Annotated in this window: 12 protein-coding genes; 3 read left to right on the forward strand and 9 right to left on the reverse strand. The window is 47.3% G+C overall.

Annotated elements, in window-relative coordinates:
* Positions 1-118: 118 nt before the first annotated feature.
* The 4 genes from CHH60_RS06240 to CHH60_RS06255 form a co-directional block, all read right to left on the reverse strand.
* Positions 119-1,411 (reverse strand): amidohydrolase, encoded by a 1,293-nt coding sequence (locus tag CHH60_RS06240; protein ID WP_095358412.1) that lies wholly within the window; start codon positions 1,409-1,411, stop codon positions 119-121.
* Positions 1,412-1,488: 77 nt separating this feature from the next.
* A complete protein-coding gene (locus CHH60_RS06245) occupies positions 1,489-1,782 on the reverse strand; it encodes a hypothetical protein (protein WP_095358413.1) in 294 nt (97 codons plus the stop codon).
* Positions 1,783-1,914: 132 nt separating this feature from the next.
* The gene (locus tag CHH60_RS06250; protein WP_095358414.1) at positions 1,915-3,012 is read right to left on the reverse strand and encodes a saccharopine dehydrogenase family protein; all 1,098 of its coding nucleotides are present in this window, start codon (positions 3,010-3,012) and stop codon (positions 1,915-1,917) included.
* The gene (locus CHH60_RS06255) at positions 2,996-3,706 is read right to left on the reverse strand and encodes a class I SAM-dependent methyltransferase (RefSeq protein WP_095358415.1); all 711 of its coding nucleotides are present in this window, start codon (positions 3,704-3,706) and stop codon (positions 2,996-2,998) included. Before CHH60_RS06255 ends, CHH60_RS06250 begins: the two co-directional genes overlap by 17 nt.
* A 128-nt stretch (positions 3,707-3,834) precedes the next feature.
* Here CHH60_RS06255 and CHH60_RS06260 point away from each other — a divergent pair, with 128 nt between their 5' ends.
* A complete protein-coding gene (locus tag CHH60_RS06260) occupies positions 3,835-4,941 on the forward strand; it encodes a helix-turn-helix transcriptional regulator (RefSeq protein WP_095358416.1) in 1,107 nt (368 codons plus the stop codon).
* A gap of 122 nt (positions 4,942-5,063) precedes the next feature.
* Here the strand turns inward: CHH60_RS06260 and yidC are convergent, their stop codons facing one another.
* The 3 genes from yidC to CHH60_RS06275 all read right to left on the reverse strand — a co-directional run bounded on the left by yidC (position 5,064) and on the right by CHH60_RS06275 (position 7,938).
* Positions 5,064-5,933 (reverse strand): membrane protein insertase YidC, encoded by an 870-nt coding sequence (yidC, locus tag CHH60_RS06265; protein WP_095287516.1) that lies wholly within the window; start codon positions 5,931-5,933, stop codon positions 5,064-5,066.
* A complete protein-coding gene (locus tag CHH60_RS06270; protein WP_176475996.1) occupies positions 5,870-6,220 on the reverse strand; it encodes a hypothetical protein in 351 nt (116 codons plus the stop codon). Before CHH60_RS06270 ends, yidC begins: the two co-directional genes overlap by 64 nt.
* A 92-nt stretch (positions 6,221-6,312) precedes the next feature.
* Positions 6,313-7,938, reverse strand: coding sequence for a DUF4153 domain-containing protein (locus CHH60_RS06275; protein WP_176475997.1), 1,626 nt, complete (start codon positions 7,936-7,938; stop codon positions 6,313-6,315).
* A 136-nt stretch (positions 7,939-8,074) separates the two neighbouring features.
* Between CHH60_RS06275 and CHH60_RS06280 the strand changes: the two genes are divergently transcribed.
* Positions 8,075-9,796 (forward strand): ABC transporter substrate-binding protein, encoded by a 1,722-nt coding sequence (locus CHH60_RS06280; RefSeq protein ID WP_095358418.1) that lies wholly within the window; start codon positions 8,075-8,077, stop codon positions 9,794-9,796.
* Between the two features lie 44 nt (positions 9,797-9,840).
* On the opposite strand, the gene CHH60_RS06285 is transcribed toward CHH60_RS06280, so the two are convergent.
* Complete coding sequence (locus CHH60_RS06285) at positions 9,841-11,178, reverse strand: FtsW/RodA/SpoVE family cell cycle protein (protein ID WP_095358419.1); 1,338 nt, start codon at positions 11,176-11,178, stop codon at positions 9,841-9,843.
* On the reverse strand, positions 11,175-11,510 hold the full coding sequence (locus CHH60_RS06290; RefSeq protein ID WP_095358420.1) for a PadR family transcriptional regulator: 336 nt from the start codon (positions 11,508-11,510) through the stop codon (positions 11,175-11,177). Before CHH60_RS06290 ends, CHH60_RS06285 begins: the two co-directional genes overlap by 4 nt.
* Positions 11,511-11,664: 154 nt before the next feature.
* Here CHH60_RS06290 and CHH60_RS06295 point away from each other — a divergent pair, with 154 nt between their 5' ends.
* Positions 11,665-12,249, forward strand: coding sequence for an AAA family ATPase (locus CHH60_RS06295; RefSeq protein ID WP_095358421.1), 585 nt, complete (start codon positions 11,665-11,667; stop codon positions 12,247-12,249).
* The last annotated feature ends 7 nt before the right edge of the window (positions 12,250-12,256 follow it).

The raw sequence follows: 12,256 nt of genomic DNA on the forward strand, positions 1-12,256 counted from the left end.
CACTGACTAAGGTTAAAGATGGGGCTCCCGAACATTACACTTCCGTGTATATGCAATTACGCCAGCTAAGAACCTCGGTTCCAAGCTGGCCTCCTTATCCCTCATACGAAAGAGAATATTAAATTCCCTCAACAATCCGCTTCGCTCTAACTTTCACCTCACGATAAAGTTCATCTTCATCGATCGTTAAGAGCCTCCTGCCTCTCATCAGAACCTGTCCGTTTACAATCGTCGTATCGACGTCCGCACCATTTACGCTGTATGCAAGGAGAGACTCCACCTCATGTACAGGCTGAAGATGGGGCTTCTCCAGATCGATCAGAATCAGATCCGCCTTGCGCCCTGCCTCCAGCATGCCTACTTCCTCTTCAAGCTTAAGCAGACCCGCGCTGCCCCGAGTCGCCATCTGCAGCACTTGTTTTGCCGGCAAGCGAGTCGGATCTCCGTAATCGAGCTTTTGCAGCCATGTTGCAGCTTTGATCTCTTCGAACATATCTAGAGTCGTCGCACTACCAGCTCCATCTGTTCCGAGTCCGACTTGGATCTCCTGTGCAATCATGTCCGTGATTGGAGCAATGCCGCAACCCAGCTTCAGATTGCTGACCGGATTGTGGGCTATGCCTCCACGCATGCCTTTTAGCCTGCCGATATCTCTGCGATTGAGGTGCACTCCATGGGCAAGCAGCACATGTGCGTTCTCGAACATACCTGCTTCCTCAAGGTATTGCGTTGGGGTCATACCGTAACGTTCGCGAATCTTCGCAACTTCTTCCTTCGTTTCGGCCAGATGGATATGAAGAGGTATATCATCCTGTTCAGCCAGGGCAATAACCTCCATTAGCGGTTCCATGGGACAGGTGTATGGCGAGTGTGGCCCATACATCGTTGTAATTCTTCCATCCGCCTTGCCTGACCAGCGTTGAACGAGATCAATGGCTTCCTGCATCCTACGGCCTCCGTCATCCTCCATGAATACCATTCCGCGCGTGAGAGATGCACGCATGCCCGTTTTGGATACGGCTTCAGCGATCTCATTCATGTGGATATACATATCTGCATAGGCTGTGGTACCCGATCGAATCATCTCGGCCATGGACAATTGGGCTCCCCAATAGATGTCTTCAGGCGTCATTTGTGCTTCAGCAGGCAGCATTTTGCGGTCCAGCCAATCCATTAACCTCAGATCATCCGAAAACGCGCGAAGCAAACTCATTGGGGAATGCTGATGTGCATTAATCAGACCCGGCATGGCAAGCATGTTTTTTCCGTTCATGATGTCGTCACCCGGATTGGCGGCAAGGTGATGCGAGATCTCGGCAATCCGGTCTCCTTCAATACGAATATCCCCCAGGAAGGGGGCCTCTCCGTCTTTCATAGATAGAATCATCGCTTGCTGAATCAATATGCCCATTCGTTTCACAGCTCCTCTGGATTCAAATAAATAGCTCAGATCCAAAGGATAAGCCTTCACGTAACGGAAAGGTCAAGTCATGAATATTTCGGCATCGTTATCTTTCGATAACTTTGGATGAAAGGTTTGGGGTCCATTTTCACCATATAGGGATACACCCCGGTACTTGTATGGAGGTAGAAAAATCCCCCCTCATCTCCCATTCTTCGGAAGGACATGTCGAATACATCCTTGATATGAAACTCGCGATATTTCGTTACTATTTTGTCCGAGTACAGGATCATGGATCGTTCGTTCGACTTGATCTCTTGGGCGAGACCTGTCACTTCCCTCTGTACTTTATAGTATGGCAGCACTGCAATACAGGTCATGATCCCCCTCCGCTCTTGTCATGATTCTGGTTCCATCATAGCAGATTGGAGAGGTGAGCCAAAATAATCAACTTGAATTACGATCTATAAAATTGAAGATTGGAGCGCACTTATGGGGTTTATCCAAAATGCTCACTTGATAACGGTCACGACATTCAGCGGAGATGGGAGCGCATTTTGAACATCTTGCAGGGTGAGACATTGTTCAATATGGAAGACGCCGTGGGCCAACTCAGTCCGGTACATTCGTTCCGCAACCGCTGCAGCCACTGCTGCCGTCGCATCGGCTTCGCGCTCACCCACCAGCAGGTGCTCTATTCGAACCGGTTTGCCTTGCTTCCATCCAACTGCATCCACCTTGACTGCAAACATCTCTTCTCCGCCGGGAATGAGAGCGAATGCCTTGACCGTTCCGCTTCGAATGGAAGGGTAACGCAGCAAGCTGAACACCCCTGCTCTCTTTGTAATCGCCATGGATCTTGTAATCCAACGGGAATCCAGGCATAGGCGAGTAGACACGGTTGGAATATTAAGCGTGCGGGCAACCGCATGTTGATCCGAGAAGTTAAACCGATATGCCTTTCTGCGTCCCAGCTTTGGTCCAAAATCAATCCATTTGCCATCCTGGAAACTCCTTACCTCGGTTGGCTTACCATCCTTCATCACAGTATAAGTCGCATTCATCTGATCAACAGTCCACTCCACCGCTGCCTTTCCGTGCTTCTCCCCCAGTCCCAGCATGATGGTAATTTCTGCCTCATCCACCTGATTCAGTTGAGCAGCAGCTTCACGTACAAGCAGATTCGTCACGCCAGGTGACAGGCCCACACTCAGCATGGCTGTTGCCTTGTGATGCTGCATTTTCTTATGTAATGTTTCCACTTGAGCAAGAAAATCCACCTTGGCCGAGATATCCATATAATCCGTTCCTGATTGTGCGCATGCCTCCACAAACCTCGTATCCGATTGATCGACACACATGATGACCAGCTTAACTGATTCCAGCATGACTGGATCGATAGCTTGTCTCACATCCAGCTGCAGCGGCTTCACAGTCCCTCCTGTAGTGCGACTGAATTCCTCCGCTCGATTCATCCGAGTTCCCGCTGCCCGCACTTTACCCGGGAACAACTGCCCTAGCTGGGTGCATATCATTTGTCCTACTTGACCATAGCCGCCTACGACCCAGATTTGGTCTTTATTTGCCTTAACATTAGATTCGAATTGCATAATAACCCTCCACCCAAAATGCTCCAAAATAGCGTGTAATATGAGTAAAACCACATTCAGAGAGCAGCGCCACGGTCTGCTCAGACGAGATCGGATCAGACTCCTTTCCCAGGGATGCCGCAAACCGATCCCATTCTTCCCGTGTTATTCCCGCACTTAACATGTGGTCCCTCCATGCGTTCATCATGACCTTATGGGCAGGTGAACTCAGATCAGCGTTGACGGCGGCAAGAAGCAGCGGTGCTCCGGATTTAAGCCTCGCAGCGAGACTGGTCATAAATTTCCTCTTCGCCTCCATACCCTGAAGGAAATGCAGCATCAGCATGCTTGTTGCCCCTTCGTATAACTCATCCAGTGGCAGTTCTTCCACCGTTATGCCTTCCAGTTTCACTCTTGGACCTAATCCTGCTTCAGCAACCCTTCGCTTCGCTAACTGAAGCATGGGTCCGGAAGGATCAACGCCGGTGAACGTCCACCCTGGGTGTCTATCAGCGAGCAATGTAATCTCTTTCCCTCCTCCGGCACCTGCAATGAGTATCTTAGATTCGTTGTTATCCGTTAATGATGCAGCTAGCAGCCTCTCCATCAGATCATGCATATGGGAATATCCCGGAATCTTCAGGGAAATGGATTGTTCATAACGATTTTCATCTGCTGTCTTCCAGCTCATCAGGGATGAGTGATCCGCGTTCATGGTGCAACACTCCTTCTGTGTTGATGTTAAACTTGACTCCTGATTCATCTAATTTCATTATAAAAGAGTACGATGAGCCTACAATCCCAGAACAATGGGATACCCCCGCGGGAGAGGAGACACCTGATATGAAGTCAGCATTAGAGCAAGGCAGAACATCCATAACGTCTCTCGAAAAAGGATCCTGGACCTCCCGTACCTATAGGGAAGCCGTACTAAAAGCAATCCACGCCGTTGTTCCCTATGATGCATACTGTTTTACGACAGTGGACCCACAGACCCTGTTATCAACCGGTGCTGTGACAGAAGACGGCATTGAAGCGATACATGATCGGCTGTTCATTAACGAATATACGGAAGACGATGTACATAAATATGCAGACTTGATTCGCAGCAACAAGCCTATTGCCCTTCTACAGGCATCCATCCATGCTATGCCCGAACGAAGTTTGCGATATCGTTCGATCTTGCAGCCTGCTGGTTTCAGGGATGAGCTTCGAGCAGTCCTGATCTGTGACGAGACGTGTTGGGGTTACCTCACCCTCTATCGAAAGGCAGATCAGCCTTTCTTCTCGGAAGAGGAAGGGCAATGGATTGAAGAATGGACCACTTCCATAGCCAGGATGTTGAAAAGGACCAGTCTGTCACTTATGGATGAGATCAAACAAGGAAGTCCAGCCGATCCGGGGCTTATAATGATAACCGATACCTTTCAGTTATTGTCATCCAATGACTCAGCACAATATTGGCTAACCCAATTGCAGCGGCTTGAGTTAGTAGGCCCGGACATTCTGCCTCGTCCGGTACGCGCAGTTAGTTCTCATTTGTTGAGCCAGACGCTGTCATCGGCTGTATCTTCGGAGTTGTCCGCAAAGTCACCTTCCAAAGTCTGCATACAGCTACTGGATGGTCGATATCTTGTGCTACACGCAAGTCGCATGCAGCAGATGACTGGTCCGGATCAGATCGCCGTCAGACTTGAACAGGCTATGCCGCAGGATTTGCTACCCCTGCTTGCGGAGAGTCACGGTTTATCTGTGCGTGAACGGGAATTGCTGGGCTATGTGCTCCGGAGCTACTCTTCCAATGAAATCGCTGCAGCGATGAATATATCCGCGTATACAGTTCAGGATCATTTAAAATCCATTTTCGCCAAGACAAGCGTATACTCACGCCGGGAGCTCATTTGGTATTTTGTATCCCGTTTCCAACTTAAAGATGATCGTGCCGTTTAAGAAGGACGGAGAACAAAAAAGAAGCGTAATCCATCTAAGGATTACGCTTCTTTTGTTCTATTCGCTTGAGTACACCTAACCAGCTTGCGCTTCTCATAGCGTTTTTTGTTGATAAGTCACAACTATGATTTTGCGGGTTTGGTTCCTTTGGCTGGTTTGATCTTCTTCTCCTGCAGGATTACTGTTTCCTGAGGATGTTCCACCGGATACAGTTTACGGAACAATAACGTCTGAAGGACAAGGAATGAACCGCCAACCGTCCAATAGAGCGGCATGGCTGCAGGTGCTGTCAGAGAGAAAAAGGCCATCATCAGCGGTGAAATGTACCCCATGATTGCAAACTGTTTTCGCTGCTCAGGTGCCATATTGGCCTGTGAAACTTTTGCCTGAATCAGGTAGATAACTGCAACCACAACAGCAAGCACATAATCGGGTGCCCCGAGTTTGAACCACAAAAAAGAATGTGAAGACAGCTCTGGCGTTAGCCGAATTGCCGTATATATCCCCGAAAGGATTGGCAGCTGAATCAGCAGCGGCAAGCAGCCGATATTCAGTGGATTAAAATTATGCTTTTTGTACAGCTCCATCGTCTCTTGGGAAAGCTTCTGACGATCTGCTGCGTCATTCTTGCCCTCGTATTTTTTCTTGAGTGCATCCATCTCTGGCTTCATGGCATTCATGATCACTCGGGTTCCCTGCTGGGATTTGGCCTGCCGCATCATCAAAGGCAGCAGCGCAAGCCGAATGACCAAAGTAATCACGATAATGGAGACGCCGTAACTGCCACCAAAGATGGTTGCAATGTGCTGAATCAGATACGACAGCGGAAATACAATATAGTGATTGAAGAATCCAGGTGTTGAAGCGTTAATCTCCGAAACATTGTTACTGCATCCGGCCAAAAGCATGACTGCAAATAAAATGGCAATCAGCCCATAGATCCGTCCCTTGCCAGATGTAAAAGTGAATCCCTTGCTTGTCTTATGTTCCATATATATCCTCCTCGTTGATTAGGTTTCAATGTATCCAACGAGGATATACAATCTGGCTCATCTTCATCCGGTGCTTCTCTACGTCTGATCATCCTGGTTAAATCTTCAGGTCTATGCTTTCCATCGAGCGTCAGTGTAGGGAGTCCGGGTTCAACGCCGTCTCCGCCTCCGCCTTCCATCCAGTACTCTGTCAATCCACAGTGCAGATGGGCAATGTAGGCATAGCTCACGGTGAAAATAAGCCCTATTGAGAATAAATAAGGTAATAACTCCTGAAGTTCAAACAAGGGATTCACCCCCTTTATAGGTTCATTTTTATATTATAACACTTACATATCCGTTTTGCATAAATTCAAGGCTCAGATGTTACAATCAATCGCTATTCCGTTCTCAATTTGGACAATTCCTTCGCAGCCCTATGTCTTGCCACGTTATAAGAAGGCCAGGAACTGCTGTTTTCTCTCTCATTCATGTAAGCTTCACGCTCCAATAGATGATCCTTCAGTGCCGGAAATTCCTCTTGCGCAAACTTTCTTAACTGCGGAATTGCATCCGCTGACAAATTCGCCAGATAAGCTGCATCAATGTTACCTGTCTTATGGTAACGTTCCACGTTCAGCTCGGCGATCCGGTTATCCATACCCACATAATTGACGGCTGCATAAGCTGTAAGTGACAGTACAATGTACCAGCGAAGCAGTGGAATGGAGGTATATCGGATGCGTAAACCGGCGATGAGAAGCAGCAATGCCAGAAAAATCATAAAGGCATGTACCAAGAATCGAATATACGTGTACCCGTATGCCTGTTCGTACAGATGGAGACGCATAAACGCAGAATACAGCATGATGGCTGTGCAGCCCACAAGAATAAGCAGAAGCACCTGATGAATAATCGAAGCTGTTCTCCCACTCGGTCTTGTACATTGGAGTGCAACAATCAAAATGAGAAAGTTAATACTGGTGACCAGCACAAGTTCGGCAAAGCCACTGCGGGCATATTCTGCGTAAGACAGGTCAGAGGGAAGATGCCCACTCCCTGCACCAAACAGGTAGGAAAACTGTACAAATACAAACAGTACATACACACAGTTAATAACGAACAGCATAGTGCCCACGATGATGGGATCCAGCTTCAACGTCTCCCTGCCGGTAGGGATGGAATGAGTATGGGTTTTGGGTTCAACCGTCTTGCTCGATTCGGTTTCCGTATTCTTCTGGCCTGCATGGTCATGATCGGAGACATGTACTGCCGCAGGCGATAACAAGTTTGCATTTTTCCAATGGGCGTTCTCCCTCTTCTCAGCTTCGTACTCCATAGGTTGAACGAATCCCCATACATAACTAAACAGCAAAATGCCTCCTATGAAAATCCAGAGGATTCTCGGAAATCCAGGTGTTAGGGTCAGATGGTTCAACCATTCCGGAAAACCGGACAAATATTGATTGAATACGCCATCTGCGGAAGTCAGCAATGCAACCACCACAATCAGGATCGGGAAGGATGCGGCCAGTCCAATGAGAACTTTGACCAGAACTGCTTTCTGGGACTTCTCCATCCCACGTCCCCCGGCTTTTACCACAATGCCCCCGATGGTCCCCCAGTGGCGAATCGATTGTGGCAGCAAATGATCCAAGGAGGTACCGATGATTCGGAGATCCCACCACTGCTTCCGCTTACGTCCAGCCAAATAAGTCATATGTAAAATAATCAAACCGGGGACAAGCAGAAAATTGAGAACACGCAGCAGTTCATTGTCAAAAAGTAAAAAGGTTAGCGCGAGCATGAGTACGACTGCAGCCATCCATGCGTCAATCAGGGTTAATGTACGGATTCGATCCCTCGCAAACACATACATAAATGCATAAAAGAGAAGCACAAAGAGCAGATACGATACGCCTGGCTCTCTTCCATAAAACAAATACTGATGAATAACCGCCAGGAGCAAGGCAGATAACAGCGTAATCAAAGCACGATTCGGTGAAGCCAGTATTTTCTCAATCATGGGAAAAACCTCCATTATCTTTCTAGACTTTATTCTAGATGATAAAATAAGAAGATAAAGAGAAATTATAATAGATAAAATTTCTTATTTTAGTCCGGTTGCAACAACAGCTCTTTTCCCAAGGAGGCTTGAAATCGTGAAACTGCATCAACAATATTTGCTGCTTCATAACCGCTTTGGTGATATGTCCGAGCATGAAGCTACGCTCTCCGAGCTCGCAGAACTGCTGGATTGCACACATCGAAATACGCTTACCATTGTCAAAAAAATGGCGGCCTGCGATTGGATTCGCTGGATCTCCCAGCGTGGTCGAGGTCGCAGGTCAACACTCACGCTGCTCGTACCAGCCGAACAGATCGCAGCAGAATATATGATGCAAGCCCTCAATCGCCGTGAATTGCATCAGGCCTCTGAACAGGTGCGCGCCTTCTCCACCTCGACCATGATGCGAGAGCATTTAAACCACTGGCTGCTCGGTTACTCGGGCCATCATACAGAAGCAGGGGAGCATGACGAGCGAATTGATACGTTGAGACTGCCACTGCAGCAGCAGCTTCATGCCCTTGATCCGCTGTATATTAATCTACTTGCCGAGTCCTTTGTCACCAGTCATGTGTTTGATGGGCTGGTTCAGCGTAATGAGCAAGGAGATATCATTCCATGTCTTGCCCACACCTGGGATGTTAGCCCAGATCGGAAAACCTGGCTTTTTCATTTGCGCAAAGGTGTCCTGTTTCACAATGGAGGACGATTGACTGCAGAAGATGTGGTGCATACATTTGCCAGGCTGCAGTCTACAGAGCGACGTACATTGTATCGGGATGTGAGCAGACAGATTCTATCTGTGGAAGCCCTGAATTCGCTCACCGTAGTTTTCCGTCTTAAAGCACCGCATGAATTATTTCTGTCCTTTCTAGCCACAAGCCGTGCAGCCATAGTCCCTTCGGACAGCATCACGAAGCCTAGCGATGACAAGTCAGTTGAATCCACGTCCTTGCAAAAGCCTGTAGGAACAGGCCCCTTCAAGGTGACGTTATGGGATGAACACCTGTGCAGACTGGAAGCATTCCCGGCCTATTTTCAAGGAAGAGCCCATCTGGACCGGGTGGATATTCTGCAGATTCCTTGGAGTGCCGAGACCGAATGGGGAGAACATGCCGAAGCGGAAACGCCTTTCTTCCACCTTGTTCCGAATCCGGCTGCCGCTAAGGGTGCTGACTGGACACAAATTAGTGCGGGTGTCATGGTGAATAAGCTGCTCACTTGTAACACGCAAAAAACCGGACCGCTCAGCGATCCGGCTATACGAACTCATCTATACGAATGCATTACTGGCGTGATCCAATCCTCTGATAATCCCTTGGTCAAGGATCAGTCGATTCCCTTACAGCTGGCTACCATTCCACAATATCGCAAGGATGCTGCTCTCATCGCAGCCAAACTGGAACAATGCGGATATGCTTGCAAGATTCATACGGCAACGATGGAACAATTCAAAGGTCAACTGCGGCTGGAGTCCGATCTCATATTATTCTCCCTGATCCGGGACCAGGATGAAGAATTGCGGAGGACAGACCTCTATCTTACCCTGTCGGAGCATCTGGATGAATCCATACAATTGCGTGTGCAGATGATGCTGAAAACCGTTATCGAGTCACCATTAATGACAGATCGAATTGCAGGCCTTGAGCGGATTGAACAGTTTTTGCTGGATCATCATTTGATGTTTCATTTATCTGAGAAACCTGTGGAAACCGCCTATCTGCCTTCCGTGCGCGGGCTTTCGTTTAATAGTCAAGGCTGGGTCAACTTGCGCCATATCTGGTTTCCATCTGGAAGTAAAGTGTTAGAAGATTGAAAGACAAGTTACATTCAGTTAATGTGTGAACGATAATAGACTGCTCATTGTATTGGTGTTGCTGTCTGGTGGCTCTTCTCATTCCTTAGCGAAACGGTGTCTTTGCGGCGATACACCCCAAGAAGCAATCCGATCATGGCATAATCAAAGATGAGATGGTTGCCGTATCCTATAAAAGGAAAGACCACACTTAAAATCGGAACTCTACCAGTGGTCATTGCCAGCGAATAAACCATTTGCAGTGCAAACATGGACGTAATAATGACGATAATCATCCGACCAAAGTCATCCCGAATGCGAGGGAGCGTCTTCACCATACTTGCTACAAACCAGATGATAGCCACCAATAGCCCTATACCGGCTGCCCAGCCAAATACATCGATGAGCAGCACACCTGGGTAGTCAAAATAACTCGTTTTAAATTGGTCAAATGCTGTGTCAAGCCCGTTTCCCCACCATCCGGCTGATTGAAGAATGCCCATGATGGAGTTATAGATATAGCCATCTCCCAATGGGGCATCCTCAAGATTAAACACAACCGAGAATCTTTCCAAACGATGGAATGAATCCGTTGTAACCAACAACAATAACCCGATACTTGCAGTTATTACTGTAGCTACGGCTGTATAGAGCCATTTACGCGTGATCCAACCAAATAAGACTAGTGAAATGATCCCGAACATCACAAGGCGTACCCAGTCCGATATTTGAAACAACAGCACTGCCGGTAACGCCACCATCGCTATATAGGATAATATGGTTTGCACACCAAAATGGGAACGAAGCTTATCCATCAAAATAGCACCAATGGCAAGTGGTAATACCCACATTGCAGCAGTAGTCAGATCTAATACAAATCCATATCCGGTCATGTATCTGTTTGTCCCATTGACCCTTGGGGATATCATTGGATTGATCCACAACATGAGATTAAGCAGAATGTAAATCCACCAAGCGGATCTTTTCCATTTACGATAATCAAAAAATATAAAGAAGGACATGAACAATATCCCCATGACGGTGTAAACCACATGATTGTAATACATGGATTGGTACATTGTATTTGTGACATTGGTTGTAAAAATCCACATCAGAAACAGACTGACGATGGCTAAACTAATCAATCCGATTATCAGCCCCCAATGCATCCGATGACGATGCAGCTTATGCATGCTTTTGCCTACTGCTGTGGGATCACCCATTTGCTCTATGGCATACTCGGCAGCCTCTTCCTGAGTTAAACCCTCCTCTTCCTTGTCCAGCATCATTTCTCTTATGTGGTTTCCCAATTCATCGCGCAGATCGGTATGTACTTCACGAGCTTTGACTTGACTGCACATCTCGTCTAGATAACGTTTAATCTTATCATGTTGATCCGTCATGTTAAGCCTCCTTCTCCAAGTACACGATCCACAGCACGTCGAAATAAAAACCACTCGTTTTTTTTGTGCTGTAAGGCCTCCACGCCCTTGTCGCGAATGGAATAGTATTTACGTTTTCGGCCGTCTACCTCCATCCAATAGGATTCGACCCAACCTTCAATCTCCATGGCATGGAGGATAGGGTATAATGTGCCTTCTTTCAAATTAAATACACCTTCCGATTGACGGTGAAGTTCCTTGATCAATTCATAACCGTAAAGTGGCTGATTGTGCAATAAAGTCAAAATTAGAGTTTCTGTACTTCCTTTAATCATTTGTTTGTTTACATTCATATGAATTCTCCTCCTTCCTGTCATTCAAGTAGTTACATCGGAAACCTATGCATTGTTAATCTAGGTATCATACTACCTTATTCTTCCTTTTCTGTCTATCCATCGTTTCGATCTGCTTTGTGATAAAATAACCCTATTAAGGAGGGTGACTCTCATGAGTAAACTGATTTTCTTTCTCGGCGGTGCAGGCAGCGGCAAAACAACACTGGCCAAAGCCCTTTCCCGCAAATATAAGGCAGCCTTCTTCGATATGGATATCCTGCTCCGCCTGGCAGCCGAGGCAATCATGACGCTTCAGGGACTTGATCCATCTGACCGGGATTCACCTGAATACAAACGTCTATGTCGTGATCTGGGATATCGCATTACAATGGATGCGGCACTGGATAACGTTCAATTAGGAATCGATACCGTGGTCGTCGGACCGTTTACCAAAGAAACCGAAACAACGAATTGGATTGAGCAAGAGCTCAGCCGAATCGGACGTTCACTGGAAGATACGGATGTTCGCGTAGCGTACATTTATTTGGCAAACGAAGAATTGTATCACAAGCGGATCATGGCAAGACAATCTCCTCTTGATGAATATAAGCTGGCTAACTGGGATACCTTCACCGCTTCCCTTGCCCGCAAGCAAGTGGCCTGGCCACTGCCTGCTTCGTCCGTCGTTTATATCGATAATTCAGAGGAAGATGTGAATGTGGCTCTATCCGAAGTTGAGAGACACATGTACGGGTAAATAGAGC

Origin of the sequence: Paenibacillus sp. 7523-1, from assembly GCF_002276415.1 — a bacterium.
Lineage (GTDB): Bacteria > Bacillota > Bacilli > Paenibacillales > Paenibacillaceae > Paenibacillus > Paenibacillus illinoisensis_A.

What these genes read in the sequence shown, in the direction of transcription:
- CHH60_RS06240 (WP_095358412.1), bottom strand. Translation starts at nt 1,411, where the DNA reads ATGGGCATATTGATTCAGCAAGCGATGATTCTATCTATGAAAGACGGA.
- CHH60_RS06245 (WP_095358413.1), bottom strand. Translation starts at nt 1,782, where the DNA reads ATGACCTGTATTGCAGTGCTGCCATACTATAAAGTACAGAGGGAAGTG.
- CHH60_RS06250 (WP_095358414.1), bottom strand. Translation starts at nt 3,012, where the DNA reads ATGCAATTCGAATCTAATGTTAAGGCAAATAAAGACCAAATCTGGGTC.
- CHH60_RS06255 (WP_095358415.1), bottom strand. Translation starts at nt 3,706, where the DNA reads ATGAACGCGGATCACTCATCCCTGATGAGCTGGAAGACAGCAGATGAA.
- CHH60_RS06260 (WP_095358416.1), top strand. Translation starts at nt 3,835, where the DNA reads ATGAAGTCAGCATTAGAGCAAGGCAGAACATCCATAACGTCTCTCGAA.
- yidC (WP_095287516.1), bottom strand. Translation starts at nt 5,933, where the DNA reads ATGGAACATAAGACAAGCAAGGGATTCACTTTTACATCTGGCAAGGGA.
- CHH60_RS06275 (WP_176475997.1), bottom strand. Translation starts at nt 7,938, where the DNA reads ATGATTGAGAAAATACTGGCTTCACCGAATCGTGCTTTGATTACGCTG.
- CHH60_RS06285 (WP_095358419.1), bottom strand. Translation starts at nt 11,178, where the DNA reads ATGACGGATCAACATGATAAGATTAAACGTTATCTAGACGAGATGTGC.
- CHH60_RS06290 (WP_095358420.1), bottom strand. Translation starts at nt 11,510, where the DNA reads ATGAATGTAAACAAACAAATGATTAAAGGAAGTACAGAAACTCTAATT.
- CHH60_RS06295 (WP_095358421.1), top strand. Translation starts at nt 11,665, where the DNA reads ATGAGTAAACTGATTTTCTTTCTCGGCGGTGCAGGCAGCGGCAAAACA.